The 18,052-nt window shown below is 64.6% G+C and carries 16 protein-coding genes; 13 read left to right on the plus strand and 3 right to left on the minus strand.

Annotation, left to right across the window (positions count from 1 at the left end):
• Window positions 1-360: TonB-dependent receptor plug domain-containing protein (locus tag JHD67_RS18135; RefSeq protein ID WP_199100599.1), on the minus strand; the 360-nt coding region annotated here is incomplete at its 3' end.
• Window positions 361-686: 326 nt separating this feature from the next.
• Here JHD67_RS18135 and fusA point away from each other — a divergent pair.
• Window positions 687-2,816: an elongation factor G gene (gene fusA, locus JHD67_RS18140; RefSeq protein ID WP_199100600.1), complete on the plus strand. Its 2,130-nt coding sequence runs from the start codon at window positions 687-689 to the stop codon at window positions 2,814-2,816.
• 63 nt (window positions 2,817-2,879) lie between these two features.
• On the opposite strand, the gene JHD67_RS18145 is transcribed toward fusA, so the two are convergent.
• Complete coding sequence (locus JHD67_RS18145; protein ID WP_199100601.1) at window positions 2,880-6,020, minus strand: sensor histidine kinase; 3,141 nt, start codon at window positions 6,018-6,020, stop codon at window positions 2,880-2,882.
• A gap of 111 nt (window positions 6,021-6,131) precedes the next feature.
• Here JHD67_RS18145 and JHD67_RS18150 point away from each other — a divergent pair, with 111 nt between their 5' ends.
• From JHD67_RS18150 to JHD67_RS18205, 12 genes are all read left to right on the plus strand, one after another.
• Window positions 6,132-6,764 (plus strand): response regulator transcription factor, encoded by a 633-nt coding sequence (locus JHD67_RS18150; protein WP_199100602.1) that lies wholly within the window; start codon window positions 6,132-6,134, stop codon window positions 6,762-6,764.
• 433 nt (window positions 6,765-7,197) lie between these two features.
• Window positions 7,198-8,019, plus strand: coding sequence for an alpha/beta hydrolase (locus tag JHD67_RS18155; RefSeq protein WP_199100612.1), 822 nt, complete (start codon window positions 7,198-7,200; stop codon window positions 8,017-8,019).
• 125 nt (window positions 8,020-8,144) lie between these two features.
• Window positions 8,145-8,798: a hydrolase gene (locus JHD67_RS18160; protein ID WP_199100603.1), complete on the plus strand. Its 654-nt coding sequence runs from the start codon at window positions 8,145-8,147 to the stop codon at window positions 8,796-8,798.
• Between the two features lie 29 nt (window positions 8,799-8,827).
• A complete protein-coding gene (locus tag JHD67_RS18165) occupies window positions 8,828-9,106 on the plus strand; it encodes a DUF1427 family protein (protein ID WP_199100604.1) in 279 nt (92 codons plus the stop codon).
• Window positions 9,107-9,120: 14 nt separating this feature from the next.
• Window positions 9,121-10,983, plus strand: coding sequence for an amidohydrolase (locus JHD67_RS18170; RefSeq protein ID WP_199100613.1), 1,863 nt, complete (start codon window positions 9,121-9,123; stop codon window positions 10,981-10,983).
• Entirely contained in the window at window positions 10,980-11,423 is a 444-nt protein-coding gene (locus tag JHD67_RS18175) for a DoxX family protein (RefSeq protein ID WP_199100605.1), read from the plus strand. Before JHD67_RS18170 ends, JHD67_RS18175 begins: the two co-directional genes overlap by 4 nt.
• A gap of 61 nt (window positions 11,424-11,484) precedes the next feature.
• Window positions 11,485-12,408, plus strand: coding sequence for a glyoxalase (locus tag JHD67_RS18180; RefSeq protein ID WP_233172036.1), 924 nt, complete (start codon window positions 11,485-11,487; stop codon window positions 12,406-12,408).
• Between the two features lie 48 nt (window positions 12,409-12,456).
• Window positions 12,457-13,902, plus strand: a complete 1,446-nt coding sequence (locus JHD67_RS18185) for an alginate export family protein (RefSeq protein ID WP_199100606.1) — start codon at window positions 12,457-12,459, stop codon at window positions 13,900-13,902.
• A gap of 35 nt (window positions 13,903-13,937) precedes the next feature.
• Window positions 13,938-14,639 (plus strand): YoaK family protein, encoded by a 702-nt coding sequence (locus tag JHD67_RS18190; protein WP_199100607.1) that lies wholly within the window; start codon window positions 13,938-13,940, stop codon window positions 14,637-14,639.
• A gap of 37 nt (window positions 14,640-14,676) precedes the next feature.
• Entirely contained in the window at window positions 14,677-15,195 is a 519-nt protein-coding gene (locus JHD67_RS18195) for a DNA starvation/stationary phase protection protein (RefSeq protein WP_199100608.1), read from the plus strand.
• 378 nt (window positions 15,196-15,573) lie between these two features.
• Complete coding sequence (locus tag JHD67_RS18200) at window positions 15,574-15,831, plus strand: hypothetical protein (RefSeq protein WP_199100609.1); 258 nt, start codon at window positions 15,574-15,576, stop codon at window positions 15,829-15,831.
• A gap of 164 nt (window positions 15,832-15,995) precedes the next feature.
• Entirely contained in the window at window positions 15,996-17,519 is a 1,524-nt protein-coding gene (locus JHD67_RS18205; protein ID WP_199100610.1) for a hypothetical protein, read from the plus strand.
• A 50-nt stretch (window positions 17,520-17,569) separates the two neighbouring features.
• On the opposite strand, the gene JHD67_RS18210 is transcribed toward JHD67_RS18205, so the two are convergent.
• On the minus strand, window positions 17,570-18,052 hold a 483-nt coding region (locus JHD67_RS18210; protein WP_199100611.1), incomplete at its 5' end, for an FAD-dependent oxidoreductase.

The following is an 18,052-nucleotide window of genomic DNA, read 5'->3' on the forward strand; positions in this document are numbered from 1 at the left end:
CACCAGCACCTGATCGGGCGACAGGCCGCGCAACTGCGCGGGGCGCTGCGAGTCAGCGGTATCCGAAGCGGCCGGACGCGGGAAAGTGAGCGACGGAATCAGGCGCGCCAGCGCGGTGGTGAGCTCGTTGGTGCCGGTCTGCTTGAGCGCATCGGCCGAGACCACGTCGATGGGGGTGAGCGAGCTGCTCTCGGTGCGATTGTCGGCACGGGTGCCGGTGACGATCACGGTTTCCAGCTTCTTGGCGTTGTCGGCCGAGGCGGGCGTCGCGTCTTGCGCGTATGCCGGGGAGAGGGTGGCGAGCAGGGCAAGGGCGAGCAAAGTGGGCGCCGTTCCTGCGCCACGGTGAAGCGTAAGCATGTTTTTGTGATCCCTGGACTGAGGTGATGCATTGCAACAAATTCAGGCTAACTTCTTGGTTATAAAGGAGTCAACACCTGTTTGGATGGCCAAATAAGTCCAATGATCATTGGTTTTTTGCTCATGCCGTTTGGTTATGAGGCGGCACCATGGTGGTGCCCGGCATTACCTGTTCGGGTAAATCGCACGCGTTTTGATACGCGGCGCCTTCACACGCCATTGATGACGCGGTGGATGACCCTATGTGTGGGACAGCAAACCGGGTGCCCGATACCGCCAGGGGGCGAGGGCGCCGGTCCGTACACCGGTCAAAGGAAGCGCGTTACATGGCAAGGCACAAACCGCTGCAGCAGTACCGCAACATCGGCATCATTGCTCACATCGACGCCGGCAAGACCACCACCACCGAGCGTGTGCTGTATTACACCGGCAAGAAGCACCAGATCGTGGATGTGCACGACACCAAGGAAGGCAAGGGGTCGACCACCACCGACTATCTGGAGCAGGAGCGCAAGCGCGGCATCACCATCCAGTCCGCTGCCGTTTCCACGGAGTGGCATGGCTACCAGATCAACCTGATCGATACGCCCGGGCACGTCGACTTCACTATCGAGGTGAATCGAAGCTTGCGCGTGCTTGACGGTGCCGTGGTGGTGTTCGACGGCGTGGCTGGCGTGGAGCCGCAGACCGAAACGAATTGGCGCCTGGCCGACCAGTACAACGTGCCGCGCCTGTGCTACGTCAACAAGATGGATCGCATCGGCGCCAACTTTGCCCATTGCCTCAAAGGCATCCGGGAGCGCCTGGGTGCCAATGCGTTGCTGTGCCAGGTGCCTCTGGGCAGCCACGATGAGTTCATCGGCATGGCCGACCTGATCGCCGGCGTGGGGTATCTATGGAAGGGCGATGACAAAGACAGCCCCTGGGATACCGTGCCGCTCGATGAAATCGCCGCTCGCGTGTCGTTTACATCGCCGTCGGATCGCGAGTGGGTGGAAAAACTCCCGGCGCTGCGCCAGGAAACCATCGAGCTGGCCTTGTCGATGGACGACGCGGCCTTCGAAAGGCTCATCGAGACAGGTGAGTTCGACCCGGCGACGCTCAAGCGCTGCGTTCGCACTGGCTGCGTGTCGGGCAAGCTGGTGCCGGTGTTCTGCGGCTCGTCCTATCGCAACAAGGGCGTGCAGCAGTTGCTCGATGGCGTGATCGACTACCTGCCTTATCCCGGCGAGAACGGCGGCATCGCCCTGGTGGATGAGGACGGCCATGTCGTGGGCGACCAGGGCGTGGTGGACGATGCGCCGGCGCGCGCGCTGGCCTTCAAGGTCATCAACGACCAGTTCGGCACGCTGACCTTCTGCCGCATCTATTCGGGCGTGATCAAGAAGGGCGATACCCTGCTCAACGTAACGCGCAACAAACGCGAGCGCGTGGGGCGCATCGTGGAAGTGCAGGCCAATGCCACGCGCGAGATCGACGAGGTGCGCGCGGGCGACATCTGTGCCTTCGTGTCGATGAAGGAAACGGAAACCGGCGACTCGCTTACCGATCCGGCGCACCCGGCTTTGCTGGAGCGCATGCGCTTCCCTGATCCGGTCATCAGCGTGTCGGTGGAACCCAAGCACCGCAACGACGTCGACAAGCTTTCCTCGGCGCTCTACAAGATGGTCAAGGCCGATCCGTCGCTGCGCCTGGAAATGGACAAGGAAACCGGCGAGACCGTGCTCAAGGGCATGGGCGAGCTGCACCTGGAAGTCACCATCGACCGCATGCGCAGCGAGCTGGGCGTGGAAGCCAACATGGGCAAGCCGCGCGTGAGCTTTCGCGAGGCGTTCGGGCAGCGGGTGGAACATACCTACACGCACAAGAAGCAGTCCGGCGGCTCCGGCCAGTTCGCCGAGGTGACCATGGTGTTCGAGCCCGGGGAATCCGGCAGTGGCGTGGTGTTCTCCGATGAAATCGTCGGTGGCCGCGTGCCGCGCGAGTACATCCCGGCGGTGGAGCATGCCGTGCGAGTGGAATCGCGCGAGGGCCAGATCGCAGGCTACGAAGTGGTGGATTTCAAAGCGCGACTGATCGACGGCAAGTTCCACGATGTGGATTCGTCCGCGCTCGCCTTCGAAATCGCCGCGCGCCAGTGCTTCCGCGAAGCCCAGCGAATGAGCAAGCCCAAATTGCTGGAGCCGGTGATGCGGCTGGAGGTGGTAACCGAGCCGGATTACCTCGGCGATGTCATCGGTGACATCAATCGCCGCCGTGGCACCGTGAGCGATCAAGGGCAGCGCGGCGCCCAGGCGTTTGTGCAGGGCTATGTGCCGTTGGCGGAGATGTTCGGTTACATCAACTTCCTGCGTTCGGCGACACGCGGGCGCGGCACCTTCACCATGGAGTTCGACCATTACGAAGACGTGCCCGCCCACCTGGTGGACGTGCTGATGAAGAAAGAGGCGAAATAACGCCGCTGCACGGCATGGGCGTGCCCGGGTCGATTCCGCTTATGCCGAGTCGACCGGGCGCCCTTAGTCCATCTTGCGGCGCGCGGGGCGATACGCCGCGCGGCACGGCACCTGGAGTGTCCATGCGGTGCCGTGCGGCATGAGCTTGCGCAGGCTGAGCTTCGCATCCAGGCGTGTGGCGCGTTCGCGCATGCCCACAATGCCCCAGTGACCTGACTCCGCGGCGTTCTTGAGCATGTCATCGGCAATGCCGGCGCCATCGTCCTCGATGCGGATGTGCAGTGCCCGCGCGGCATAGCTCACGTGCACCGTGACCTGGCTGGCTTGCGCATGCACAAAGGCATTGCGGATGGCCTCGCGCACGATGTCCAGCACTTCGTCGCAGGCGCTGGGCAGCAGCAGGCGGGGGCGGCCGTCGGTGCTGATGCGAAAGCGCGTGGCGGGATATTGAGCCGCGAGGTTCTCGCCCACCGCCAGGATGGCCTGTACCAGTTCGGCATAATTGGCGCTATCGCCGCGCAGGGCGATGATCTTGTCGCGCCCCTCGATCACCATGTCGCGGGCCTGATTGATCGCGGTCTGCAGTTCGGCGCCATGCTGTTGGCTGGTGGACGGATTCGCCAGCAAGGCCTGCAGGCGCAACAGCAGGCCTTGTACGCCCTGCAGCAAGGTGTCGTGGATCTCGCGCGCAATGCGCTCGCGCTCGCTCATGCGTTCCATCAGCTGCAAGTGCGCGCGTTCACTCGCCAGGCGCATGCGCCAAACGAACAGCCCGGTGGCGAGCGCGATCAGCGCCAGCGCACATGCGGCATAGAACCAGCGCGTCTGGAAGAACCAGGGGGCAATGGCGATGACGGTGGTGGCGCCCAGGGTGTTCCACACGCCATCGTCGTTGGCGGCGATCACGCGAAAGCGATAGCGGCCGGGCGACAGATTGGAATAGAAAGCCTCCCGCCGCGTGCCGGCGTCCTGCCAGTCCTTGTCTACACCGTCCAGGCGATAACGGAAGCGCACGCGGTCGGGCACTGCCAGGCTGGCCGCGGTGTAGTTGATCTGCAGGTTGCTGGTGCCGCGCGGCAGCTGGATCGCGCGGCCTGATGGATAGTGCTCGCCATTGGCAATGGCCTCCAGGATCGCCACCGGCGGCGGCAACGGGTTGCTGTCCATGCGCCGTGGGTCCGTCCACGTCGGGCCCTGATTGGTGAGAAACCACAAGCGCTGCTGGGCGTCCTGCGTCGCGCTCGGTGTTACCGGCGCCTGCACGGCAATGCCCGGCAAACCATCGCGGTAGTCGAACAAGCGGTAGACCGGTGGATGGCTGGCCTGGGTAAAGCTCAGTTCCGCCTCCACGGAATCCATGCGGACCACGCCCTTTGCGCCGTTGATCCACAGCTCGCCAGAGGGGCCGCGCAGCACGCCGCTGACACCGTTGAACGCCTCGCTGTCGGCCACGGCCATCGACTCCACATGCCCATCGCGCCACCGCGCCAGGCCCTGCTCACCGCCGATCAACAACTCCTCACCGGTGGCATGGAGCGCGGTGATGTTGCCTACGTTGAGGCCGTCCCTGGCGGTGTAGAGCGTGGTCTTGCCCGCCGCCAGTTTCGCCAGCCGGTTGCCGGTGTAGCCCACCCACATGCTGCCGTCGGGGGCCAGCGCCAAAGCGGTGGGGTCCTGCTGTGCCAGTGCAGGCAGCGGAGTCACCGCTTGCCAGTCACCATGGCGCAGACGATAGAGCCCATGGTCGGAAAGCCCCAGCCAGGGGGTGCCCTCGGCGTCCAGTGCAAAGGCATGAACGGCGCTCCTGGCGGGCATCGCGATGCTGTCCAGGTGGCCGTCGCTCAACCAGTAGAGGCGGGTATCGCCCAGTATCCACAGCACACCCTGGCGATCAAACAGCATGGAGCCGGTGGAAGGCAGGTCGCGCCGCATCACGTGGCTGCCATCGCCATCGACCCGCAGCAAGGTGCCGCTATCGGCGATCCAGATCGCCCCCCGCGGGTCGGTGGTCATCGCGTAGTAGCTGGCCGTGCCTTGGGTCACTTCCTCGGGCGTGTAGAAGCTGTTGCGATGGAAGCTGGCCAGGCCCAGGTTGGTGCCTGCCCACACGGTACCTTCGGCGTCCTGCAGTAACGGTACCGCGCGGTCAGAAGGCAGGCCGTGGGCATGGTCGATGGTTTCGGTGATGTCGCCGGGCTTGAGTGAGCGGCCGTTGGCGAGATGGGCACTATCCGCCACGCGATAGATGCCGCCCTTGTCCGCGCGGGTGCCCCACAGGTTGCCGTAACGATCGAACAGCAGCCGAAAAGAGGGCGCAAAGCCGGTGTTGTCCGCGGGTGCGGCAAGCATGCTCACGGGATGCGTGGCGCTAAGGCCGGGCAGGGCGCGGGTGCCGTGCACCCGATCCGATAGCCAGAGCGTGCCATCCGGCGCCTGCGCCACGGTCGAGAACTTATCGGCCAACTGGTCGGTATTTTGGAACCGCTGGCTGCCGGGGCGCAGGAATACCAGGGACTCGCCGGTGGTGGCCCATAGCGTGCCGTCATGGCCGAGCAGCAGCCAGTCGGCGCGGCGGGTGGGGTAGTTCCAGTCGCTGCCCACCACGCGCCAGTGCGTGCCGTCGTAGCGGGCGAGGCCACCCTCGGTAGCTGCCCACAGCGCGCCGTCGCGTGTCTGCGCAAAGGCCAGTACCATGCCGGCGGGGAAGCCCTGCTCGGTGGCGTAGTGCTGTAGATGTCCTGCGCGTAACAGGGTGGCGCCGCCGTAGTAAAAGCCGATCCATAGCGAGCCATCGGGCAGCAGGGTCAGTGCAGTGACGTCATTGGAAGGAAAGCGTTCGCCCGGCGGTGGCGAGTAGCGCTCGAAACGCACCCCATCAAAACGATAGAGCCCGTTGCCGGTGCCCAGCCAAAGGTAGCCGTCGTGGCCTTGGGCGAGTGCCCAGATATCGGCGGGGGCCCCTGTTTCGGTGGTCCAGATGCGACGACGGAAGCCCGGCTGGTGGTCCGCCAGCACCACGCCGCAAAGGCAGGCCAGCAGGCCGGCGACACCCAGGCGCCACGCGAGTCGGCGGGCGCGGGCCAACCATCGAAGCATCATCGATCGCGATTCCGTCAGCAAGGTGCCGCAACCTGGCCAGGTCGCGTTGACCGCCAGCATAATCGCTTGTCTGCGGTCGCCATAGGTGCGTTCGTGCGAACGCATAATCACCCGATTGGGCATTGATTGCGCTGTCACCGCCCGGGATAGTGGCGGCGATAGCCATGTCGGCCTGCCACCGAAGAAGCAAGGGTACCCTGGAGTGGAAGAAGGATCGTGACTGCCGGCAATGAACGCATTCGGGTCTTGATTGCCGACGATCACCCCATCATGCGTGACGGGATCGTGGCGGCCATCCAGAGCGACAGTGGCATGCTGGTTGCCGGACAGGCAGCCGATGGCGCCGAAGCCATCGTGCGCTACCGGGAGCTGCAGCCCGATGTCGCCCTGATCGACCTGCAGATGCCGGGCGTGGATGGGCTGCAGGCCATTGCCACCATCAGCGGCGAGAGCCCCTCCGCGCGCATCATCGTGCTCACCTCCTACCCTGGCGATGCCCGCGTCAAGCGCGCGCTCAGCCAGGGTGCCTGCGCCTATCTCCTCAAAACCGCCACGCGCGAGGAGATTCTGGCGGCGATCCGTTCGGTGATGAATGGCCGGCGCGTCATGGCCACCGAGGTGGCCGGTGAAATCGCCCTGCACGCATGGTCGGACATGCTCAGCGATCGCGAGTTGAGCGTGCTGCGACTGGTCGCCACCGGCCACACCAACAAGCGTATCGCCGACATCCTCTGCGTGTCCGAGGACACGATCAAGGCGCGCCTGAAGAACATCATGTCCAAGCTCGGTGCGCTGGACCGCACGCATGCGGTCACGCTGGCCCGCGACCGCGGCTTTCTCGACGTCTGATTCCCGCGATGCGCGCGCGGTGTAACGCGAGCGCAACAATGCGTCCGTCCGTCGTGCCGGCTTACTCGATCGGGTAGTAAAGATATGCCGCGATTGGTCTTCGCATCGCCGCACCGTTGGCGAGAATGATCGAGTGATTCGGACATAAGGCATCGGGGCCGATTCACTTCGTCACGACCGCTAAGCATGCATCGTCCGCCGATGTGCGACCGCAACGTCGCATGGGGTGGGTGTCGATGCGCGCTGGCCCAGAAGGAGAGTACGCATGTCGACAGAAGATCTCAGTGGCGACATCGACGCCGGCCGGCGCGCCTTTCTTGGCGGCATGGCAGCGGCTTCGGCTGCACTGGCGCTGCCCATGGCAGGCCTGTCCACCTCATCGTTCGCTCTTGGTGCAAGCGCGCCAAGCCATTCCCCTCATGGACCATCCAACATGACCACGATCACCACCAAAGACGGTACCGAGATCTACTACAAGGATTGGGGGCAGGGCCAGCCTGTCGTGTTCTCGCATGGCTGGCCGTTGACGGCCGATGCATGGGACGCCCAGATGCTGTTCCTCAGTTCGCACGGCTACCGCACCATCGCGCACGATCGTCGCGGTCACGGTCGCTCGGGCCAGCCCTGGAACGGCAACGACATGGACACCTATGCCGACGATCTGGCCACCCTGATCGAGAAGCTCGACCTCAAGAATATCGTGCTGGTGGGTCACTCCACCGGTGGCGGCGAAGTGGCCCATTACATCGGCCGTCATGGCAACGCCCGCGTCGCCAAGGCGGTGCTGATCGGTGCGGTGCCGCCGATCATGGTGAAGACCGAGAGCAACCCGGGCGGCTTGCCGATGTCGGTATTCGACGGCATTCGCGCCAACACGCTGGCCGATCGCTCGCAGTTCTTCAAGGATCTGTCGGGCCCGTTCTACGGCGCCAATCGCGCAGGTTCCAAGGCGACGCAGGGCATGCGCGATTCGTTCTGGCTGCAGGGCATGGCGGGCAGCCTCAAGGGTCAGTACGACTGCATCAAGCAGTTCTCCGAGGTCGACTACACGCCGGACCTGAAGAAGATCGAAGTGCCCACCCTGGTCATTCATGGTGACGACGATCAGATCGTGCCCATCGACGATTCCGGCCGCCTCTCGGCCAAGATCGTCAAGCACGCCACGCTCAAGGTGTATCCGGGTGCGCCGCATGGCCTTACCGCGACCCACCAAGAGCAGGTCAACAAGGATCTGCTCGAGTTCATCCGGTCCTGATCCAGCGGGTCTGATCCATCGATCAAGGCTCATCGAACCCGTTTCATCGAGTCTGATCCATCCCGTGGCAGCAGGTCGGCGCATTCGCCGACCCGCTGGTCGCGCGCCTTATCTCGGAGATAGTCATGTCCCTTACTGCAACGCCGACCCCCGGCAAGCTGCTGCTCACCCCCAAGGATCACGCGCTGATCCTGATCGACTTCCAGTCGCAAATGGCGTTCGCCACGCATTCCATCGATGCGGTGTCCTTGCGCAACAACGCCGGGCTGGTGGCGAACGCGGCGGCCAGCTTCAAGGTGCCGACCATCCTCACCACCGTGGCCGAGAAAAGTTTCTCCGGCCCGATGTTCAGTGAAGTGACCGAGCCGTTCCCGGGGCAGGCACTGCTGGATCGCACCTCCATGAACACCTGGGAGGACGCGGCAGTCATCAAGCAGGTCAACGCCATCGGCAAGACGCGGCTGGTGTTCGCGGGCTTGTGGACCTCGGTGTGCATTGTCGGCCCGACGCTGTCGGCGCTGGAGCAGGGCTTTGAGGTCTATGTGATCGCCGATGCCTGTGGCGACGTCTCCGCCGAAGCGCATAACCGCGCCATGGATCGCATGGTGCAGGCCGGCGTGCGCCCGATGACCTCGCTGCAATACCTGTTGGAGCTGCAGCGCGACTGGGCGCGCACCGAGTCGTACGACAGTACCACCGGCGTGGCCAAGCGTTTCGGTGGCGCCTACGGCCTTGGCATCACCTATGCCAAGAGCATGTTCGGGGCGCACGAAGGCTGAGTGTCCGGGCCGGGCCGAGGAGCGTTTCCATGAAAGTCTATGTGTTCTCCCTTGCCGTCGGCGTGCTGGTGGGCGTGATTTACAGCCTGCTGCATGTGCGTTCGCCGGCGCCGCCGGTGGTGGCGTTGATCGGTTTGCTCGGCATCCTCATCGGCGAGCAGTTGCCGCCGCTGGCCAGGCAGCTCTGGCAGCGCCAGGCGACCGCCACCGTCTGGCTGCGCGATCAGGTCAAGCCGCATATGTGCGGTGAGTTGCCCACGGCGCGCACGGCGTCCTCGGACAAGCCATCGAAGGGAGGGCAGTCATGAACGCAACCCATGTCGTGCCTGACCTGATCGTGCACGGCGGGCGTTTCACCACGCTCGACCGTGGACAGCCCGAAGCCGAGGCCGTGGCCATCGCCGACGGCCGATTCGTAGCCGTTGGCCGCGCCTCGGAAGTATTGCCCCTCGCGGGCGCGCAGACCCGTGTGATCGACCTGAAGGGGCGGCGCGCATTGCCGGGGCTGATCGACAACCATCTGCACATCATTCGCGGCGGGCTCAACTACAACATGGAGCTGCGTTGGGACGGCGTGCGCTCGCTGGCCGATGCCATGGCCATGCTCAAGCAACAGGTGGCGATAACGCCCGCGCCGCAATGGGTGCGCGTGGTGGGCGGCTTTACCGAGCATCAGTTTCAGGAAAAGCGCCTGCCGACCATCGAGGAGCTCAATGCGGTCGCGCCGGATACACCGGTATTCCTGCTGCATCTCTACGACCGTGCGCTGCTCAATGGCGCGGCGTTGCGCGTCGTGGGCTACACCAAGGACACGCCCGAGCCTCCCGGTGGCGAGATCGTGCGTGATGGTGCGGGCAATCCCGTGGGGCTGCTGCTGGCGAAGCCTAACGCGAGCATCCTCTATGCCACGCTGGCGAAGGGGCCCAAGCTGCCGATCGAATACCAACTCAACTCCACGCGGCACTTTATGCGTGAGTTGAATCGCCTGGGCGTGACGGGTGCCATCGACGCGGGTGGTGGCTTCCAGAACTATCCGGACGACTACGCGGTGATCGAGCAGCTCGCCGCCGACGGCCTGCTTACGCTGCGCCTGGCGTACAACCTGTTCACGCAGAAGCCCAAGCAGGAAAAGGACGATTTCCTGAACTGGACACGCAGCTCCACGTACAAACAGGGCGACGATTACTTTCGCCATAACGGTGCGGGCGAGATGCTGGTGTTCTCCGCGGCGGACTTCGAGGACTTCCGTCAGCCGCGTCCGGACATGGCGCCGGAGATGGAGGGTGACCTGGAAGAGGTGGTGCGCATCTTGGCCGAGAATCGCTGGCCTTGGCGCATGCACGCCACGTATGACGAAACCATCAGCCGCGCGCTGGATGTGTTCGAAAAGGTCAATCGTGAGATCCCGCTGCAGGGGCTCAACTGGTTCTTCGATCACGCGGAGACCATTTCCGAGCGTTCGATCGATCGCATTGCGGCACTGGGCGGCGGCATTGCCGTGCAGCACCGCATGGCTTACCAAGGCGAGTATTTCGTGGAGCGCTACGGCGCCGCTGCCGCGCAGGCCACGCCACCGATCGCGCGGATTCTGGAAAAGGGCGTCAAGACCTCGGCGGGCACCGATGCCACGCGCGTCGCCTCTTACAACCCGTGGGTGTCGCTCGCGTGGATGATCACCGGCAAGACGGTGGGTGGTCTGGGCATCTACCCGAGACGCAATTGCCTGGATCGCGAGACGGCCTTGCGCATGTGGACCGAGTACGTGACCTGGTTCTCCCATGAGGAGGGCAAGAAGGGGCGCATCGCCGTTGGCCAGCTCGCGGATTTGATCGTGCCCGATCGCGACTTCTTCGGTTGTGCGGAGGACGATATCGCCGATACGACCTCCTTGCTCACCATCGTGGGTGGTCGCGTGGTGTATGGCGCCGGCGACTTCGAGTCGTTCAATGAAGTGCAGGTGCCGCCGGCGATGCCCGAATGGTCGCCTGTGCGCGCCTATGGTGGCTATGCGGCCTGGGGGCGGCAGCGCGACGCCGTTGCGCCGGCCATGGCGTCGCTGTGTGGATGCAGTCACGGTTGTGGCATGCATGGACACGACCATGCGACCGCCTGGTCCAGCAAGCTTCCCGTGAGCGATCTGCGCTCGTTCTGGGGCGCCCTGGGTTGTTCGTGCTGGGCGGTATGAGCGCGCCCGGCAAAGCCGGTGCGCACATGCCGCGCCGCGCGCGGTGGTTGTCTGCGTCCACGGTTCGCTGGGTGGCGTTGCTCGGGCTGTGTGCGGCGTATCTGCAGGGTGGCTTGCAGAAGGCCGTGGATTTTCCAGGCGCGGTGGCGGAGACGGCGCATTTCGGCCTCAGCCCCGCGATGCCGGTTACCTTGGCGACCATCGTGCTGGAGCTGGGCGCCTCGCTGATGATTCTCACGGGGCGCTTGCGCTGGCTGGGCGCCCTGGCGCTGGCGGTATTTACGCTGGCGGCGACCTTTATTGCCAATCGCTACTGGGATGCGCCGCAGGCGGAGCGTTTCATGCTCGCCAATGCCTTCTTCGAACATCTGGGGTTGGTGGGTGGTTTTTTGTTGGTGGCATGGGTGGACGTGAACGAGCGCGCCGAACGCGCGCCGTGATGCCACCACGATTCGATGGCGGGCGCTCGTGCGCCCATGGCACGTTATCAAGGAGTTTTTCATGCGTATGGCATTTCCCCTGAAAGCTGCCGTCCTGGGCACGCTGCTGTCCAGCCTTGCGATGTTCGGCCTGGCCGACACCGCGCTTGCCCGCGAAACTTCAACGGCGTCGCCGATGGTGGCGGTAGGGGCGCAGTACGACACCACGCATGTTTACGTGGCCCCCGCCGATGTGGACCGCTTTGTCGCCAGCTTCATCGGCACCTTCGGCGGCCAGAGCACCAGGCAGGTGGTGGCGACAGTGACGCCTACGCCCAGCAGCACTACCTCGCAGCTATTGCAGACGCCGGTGGGCACGGTGTCGCTGTTCGGCTTCAAGACGCCGATCCCGTTTCCGTTCGGTGCCGAGCGCACCGGCTACCTGGTGACTGACCTGGACCGGGCGGTTGCCTCGGCACGCGCGGCGGGCGCGGATGTGCTGGTATCGATCTTTCCCGACCCGATTGGTCGCGACGCGGTGATCCAGTGGCCTGGTGGCGTCAACATGCAGCTTTACTGGCACACCACGCCGCCTTCGTACGCTTCGTTCCAGACCATTCCGGAGAATCGCGTCTACGTGTCGGCCGATCGCGCCGATGCCTTCGTGCGCAGTTTCGTGAAGTTCTCGCACGGCAAGGTGGTGTCCGATCAGGCGCATGCGCCGGGCGTGGAGATTGGCCGCCCCGGCGATAGCTATCGCCGCATTCGCATCGAGTCGACCTTTGGCAAGATGACGGTGCACGTAACGGACGGACATCTCCCGTACCCCTACGGCCATGAACTCGCCGGCTACGAGGTGGCCAACCTTGCCGATGCGCTGGCCAAAGCGAAGGCGCACGATGTTCAGGTGTTGGTGGCGCCGTTCCGCAGTGAGGGGCGCGAGTCGGCGGTCGTCGAGTTTCCCGGCGGCTACGTGGCGGAGCTTCACGCCAACGCCGGCCCCTGATGCATGCGGCGAGGCACCGCGGGCCGCGATGGTGTACATGGCCGCCGGATGAAATCTTCCGGCGGCATCGCCTCGGTATGGCTTGTCGTCGGATGGGGTGCGTCGGCGTGGGTTGGTAATGGGTACGCGCAGGATGCGGCGGCGGACGTCACCGCCGCCACGTCCGCCAGTAACGCCGTGACGCGACCGGCCTTGCGCAGCAATCGCTGGCAGGAGGATTGGTCGGCCTTGGCCGATCCGGCTCAGCGCATGCAGTGGGGCGATGCGCTCAAGTACATCGCGCTGTCGAGCGACGATCCGCTGAGCTATCTGTCGCTGGGCGCCAATCTGCGCGAACGGGTAGAGGTATCCGATGCGCCGAACTTTGGCGCGGGCGGAGCGCGCAATAACACCTATGTGCTCCAGCGTTTGCAGGTACATGCGGACCTGCGCTTCGCCACGTATTGGCAGGCATTTGTGCAAGTAGAGGACGCGCGCACCGTCAACAAGCGCGTGATTGGCGGTGCGGATCGCAACCCGTGGGATCTGCGCCTGGCCTTTGTCGCCTATGTGCGAACGTTCGATGCGGGCACGTTCAAGGCGCGCGCCGGGCGACAGGATTTCGCCTTCGACCTGCAGCGCTTCGTATCGCTGCGCGATGGGCCGAATGTGCGGCAATCCTTTGATGCCATTTGGGCGGATTGGGAAACCGGTGCCTGGCGTTTTATCGGCTTCGTCAGCCAGCCGGTGCAATACAGTGACGCGCACCCATTCGACGATACGTCCAATCGCCACTTTCGCTTCGATACCTTGCGTGTGGAGCGGCTGCTATGGGGGCAGGACGAGCTTTCCGCTTACTACTCGCTGTATTCGCGCGACCAGGCGCGCTATCTGGACGCGGTGGGCGATGAGCATCGCGACGTGTACGACCTGCGCTTTGCTGGTCGTGCAGGGGCTTTGGATTGGGACCTGGAGGGCATGACGCAGCGCGGTCATGTGGGTGATGCGCGCATCGATGCCTGGGGTGCCGGTGCACGCATGGGCTATACGTGGGGCTTTGCGCCGTGGAAGCCCCGACTGGGCCTTCAGCTCGATGCCGCGTCCGGTGACCGTCATCGCAACGATGGCACGCTGGGAACGTTCAATCCGCTGTTTCCCAATGGTTATTACTTCACCCTGGCTGGATTTACGGGTTACACCAATCTGCGGCACATCAAGCCGAGTCTTACCGTGACCCCCATGTCCCGCTTGACGCTGATGGGGGCGGTGGGGTTTCAGTGGCGCGAGAGCACCCAGGATGCGGTCTACGTGCAGCCCAATATCCCCTTGCCGGGCACGGCCGGGCAGGGCGGCCATTGGACGGGGGTCTACGAGCAGTTGCGCGCCGATTACGCCTTCAACGCCAACTTCACCGGCGCGGTGGAGGCTGTGCACTTTGATGTTGGGCGCGCCATTCAAATGGCCGGTGGTCGCGATGGCGACTATCTCGGCGTCGAATTGAAGTTCATGTGGTAGCGCCGCAGTGCGCGTACCCAAGGATGCTAAAGCCCATGACCGATAAACCCCTGCTGCCGACGGTGCTCAGCCTTAATGCCGGGTATGTGGATACCGCCGGTTTCCTTGCCTTGCATGGCCTGTTCACAGCGCATGTGACAGGCAACTTCGTCACCATTGGCGCCGCGCTGGTGTTGGGTACGTCCGGTATCGTCGCCAAGCTGTTGGCGTTGCCTGTGTTCTGCCTTGCCGTGATGGGCGCGCGCTTGTGGCGCTATCGATTAACCGAACAGAACAAGCCGGTGGTGCGCAATCTGCTGCTGGTGAAGCTGCTGCTGTTCGTGGCGGCGGCGGCGCTGGCGCTGTATCACGGCCCATTTGGCCAGGGCGATAGCCTGATCGCCACGTTGACGGGCATGACTCTGGTGGCCGCCATGGCGATCCAGAATGCCGTGCATCGCGTGCATCTGGGCAACTGGCCGCCATCCACCCTGATGACCGGCACGACCACGCAGATCATGCTGGATGTGGCCGATTGCATGCATGGCATCAGCGCCGAACAGCGGGCGGTGGTGAAGGGGCGTCTGCTTCGCATGAGTGCGGCGGTGCTCACGTTCGCGCTGGGCTGTGCCCTGGCTGCGCTGCTGTATGCCTTCACCGGCATGTGGTGCTTCGTGGTGCCGGCGCTGCTGGCATCGATCGCTTTTCTGCGTCATGAGGATGCCGCGCCTGCCGCAGCCCCCATGAAGGGTGCATGACCCTGTTTCCCCACCGTACCGTCAAAGGAGTTGCGCGATGACTGATGCAAGCAAGGCCAAGACCCGCCAGAAGGCGGCCCTCCATACCCCGTCGCCGCTAGGCGCGGATGCCACGCGGGATATCTCCGGCGAGCTCAATGCGCTGCTGGCGGATGTGATCGCGCTGTACATGAAGACCAAGAACTTCCATTGGCACATGTCGGGGCCGTATTTCCGCGACTACCACCTGCTTCTCGACGAGCAGTCGGACCAGATCTACGCCACGGTGGACCCCATCGCTGAGCGTGTGCGCAAACTGGGTGGCACCACCATTCGCTCATTGGGGCATGCAGGGCGCCTGCGTCGCCTGCTCGACAACGATGCGGATTTCGTGACGCCCGACGACATGCTGGCCGAGTTGCGCGAAGACAACCTGCAGCTCGCCAATTACATGCGCGCCACCCACGAGCTATGCGATGAGCATCGTGACGTGGCCACCGCCAGCCTGCTGGAGAACTGGATCGACGAGGCCGAGCGTCGCGTATGGTTCCTGTTCGAGACCAGTCGTCGCACCTGATGGCAGGGCTTTGAGCTGAGCCGGGCCGCCGGCGTGGGTGGCCCGGTTTTGCGTGTATTCGGCCCGATGTCGCGGGGGCGCCCCACGGCCTATTTTCGTGACGCCAGGACGCAGGGCGTCTCCGGTTAGCCCTGACGCCTTGTCCAGCGCGGACGGGTGGCGCCGATCCGGCGTGTAACGCTTTGTCTCACCGATGTTTTCAGCGCCTGGCGAGCTTGCTTGCCGGGCGTTTTTCGTGTGCCTGGGTGGCGGGTGGCGGGTGGGTGGCATCGCATAGGAGATCAGGAAATACGCCGGACACCTTGTGTTTTCTCGCTTTTTTGCTTGCAAATTAACGTGACGTCACATAAAATCCCTGCAACTGACGGAGGATGCGCCATGGTTGACCCCCTTGATCCCGGAACCCTTGCTTTGCCGCTGACGTTCAAGCGCAGCCGCGGTCGTCCGCGCAAGGCGGATGCATTGAGTGCGGCCGAGCGGGCTAGGCGCTATCGGGCCCGCAAGAAGGCGCTGACCGAGCACGTGGTGCCGGCGTCCCTTTATGCGCGAGTCCTGCAAGAGCGTGATGCCGCCAAGGCGGAGGTGGATCGCCTGCGCACGGATCTGGAGCAGTTGCTGGGTCAGTTGGGGCGCTGAGTTCCAGGGCGGATGTTCGGCCGGATCAGGTCGGCCCACTGGCCGCCAGCGCCGTTCGTCCTACGGACTAATCGCACTGCCATACCCGGAAAGCCAGGCGTAGCGTGATACCCGGAAACGGGTGTCGGCGCGGCGCCTGTTGTGCTTTCAGGGGTGGGGTCTGCATGAAGGTCTGGTATGTCGTGGCCGCCCTGTGTGCGGCGGTATGGTCGGGTGGTGGTGTGGCGCAGGAGGCTGGTTATCGCCTGCTGGAGCCGGTGCGCGATAGGTCGGGGCATGCGCTTGAGCAGGTGGATGGGCAAGGGCGCCGGCTGCCGGTAGTGCGCCCCGTCACCGACAAGGCGCTGGAGTCACGTATTCGCGCCGTGCTCGCCCAGGGAGTGCCAGCCCTGTTGCCCGCGCTGGATGAGCAGGCCCGCGCCGCCAGTGCTTATCGCCCTGTCTGCCCGGCATGGCAGGGTGGCATCACCCTTTATCTTTCCGATGACGATGGCGGCTACGCCCGCCAAGGCCTCTATGTGGAAACGCGGCCCGGCCAGCGCGCGCTCTGCACGGATAGCTTCATCGACATCACCGTAGACCCGGCCTCGCTAGCGAATGGGGAGTTCGAGGAGGTGCTGGTACATGAGTACGGTCACGTGTTGCTGCGTCGCCTGCTTGGCCCGGTACCCGCCACGCCATCGCGACAGGCGCATGCGGTGTTTGCGGTCACCGACGATGTCACGGCCTTCGATGAGGGTTTTGGCGAGCATTGGCAGCCCGTGGTGGCGCGCTTTACGCGCAATGCCGGGTTTCGCGCGCGCGTTGAGGGTGTGGCTCCTCCGTCCGCGGCCGAGCTGTGGCTGAGTCGCCGCGATACCTGGTGGCGCGAGCACGGCGTGCCGCATAACGCATTCGTGTTTCAGCCATCGGTACCGGCGGGCGCGCCGGACGATGCGCAGCGCTGGTTGGCCGCTGAAACGTCATGGCCTGCCGATGCCTGCCGCATGAAGGGCGGTAACGCCATGATGGCGTCCGAGGGTGTGGCCGCCAGTTTCTTCTACCGTTTGCTGGGCGCGGGCCAGGACCCGGCCGCGCTGGCCCGTCGCTACGCGCAACTGGTGCCGGTGCTTGCGCGCATGGGGCGTTGGCCCGGGCGCGCGCCATTAGTGGCGCTGGTGCACGCGTGGGGCGAGCAGTATCCGCGGGAGCGAAAGGCAGTGACGCAGTGGTTCCTCGCTAGCACGTATGGCGCCACGGCTTCGGTGGCGATGCATGATCAGGCCGAGTCATTGTCCTGCCTGGGTGCGCGCGGCAAGCTCGGCGCGTTTGTGCCGGCGCTCAAAACGTTTCGCCACGACGCCGATGCGTTGCTCGATCAGGTGGTATCGGGTCGGCTGGCGCTGGATGCCGCCTTGGCGCCGCCGCTGTGGTTGGCCAGCAAGGACGTACGTGTCAGCGATCAGGTGGGCGCATCGCAACCCGATCAACCGCTGGTCGTGGATCTGAACACGGCTGAGGCGCCGGCATTGCAGTGGTTGCTGGGCGACGAGATGCTGGTGAGGCGTTTGCTGGAGGCTCGCCGCCAGGGTGGCTTCCGTAGCCTCGCCGATGCGGTGGCGCGGGCGAAGCTGTCGGCATCGCAGCAGGCGTTGCTTGAAGAGGTGTCGGCCAACTATCGGGCGCTGCCGCCGTACACGCGTTCGTAGCGAGTCGCTCCCGCGTGCCTGGCAGCAAGCGGGAGCGGGCAGGCTGTCGATCAGGCGGCCACGCTTTCCTGGGTCGCCTGTTCCACCGGCAGGCGGATCAGGTAGTCGAAGGCGCTCAGTGAAGCTTTGGAGCCTTCGCCCATGGCGATCACGATCTGCTTGTACGGCACGGTAGTGACGTCGCCGGCCGCGAACACGCCAGGCACCGAGGTCTCGCCGCGTGCATCCACCTCGATCTCGCCGCGCGGGGAAAGCTGCACCGTGCCCTTCAGCCAGTCGCTGTTGGGCAGCAGGCCGATCTGCACGAACACGCCTTCCAGTGCCACCTGGCGGCTTTCGCCGCTGGTGCGGTCGGTGTAGGTGAGGCCGCTGACCTTCTGGCCGTCGCCTTGCACTTCGGTGGTCTGGGCGCTGACGATCACGTCCACGTTGGGCATGCTGCGCAGCTTGCGCTGAAGCACCTCGTCGGCGCGCAGCTTGCTGTCGAATTCGAGCAGCGTCACGTGGCCCACGATGCCGGCAAGGTCGATGGC

The sequence above is a fragment of the Dyella sp. ASV21 genome (assembly GCF_016428975.1).
GTDB lineage: Bacteria > Pseudomonadota > Gammaproteobacteria > Xanthomonadales > Rhodanobacteraceae > Dyella.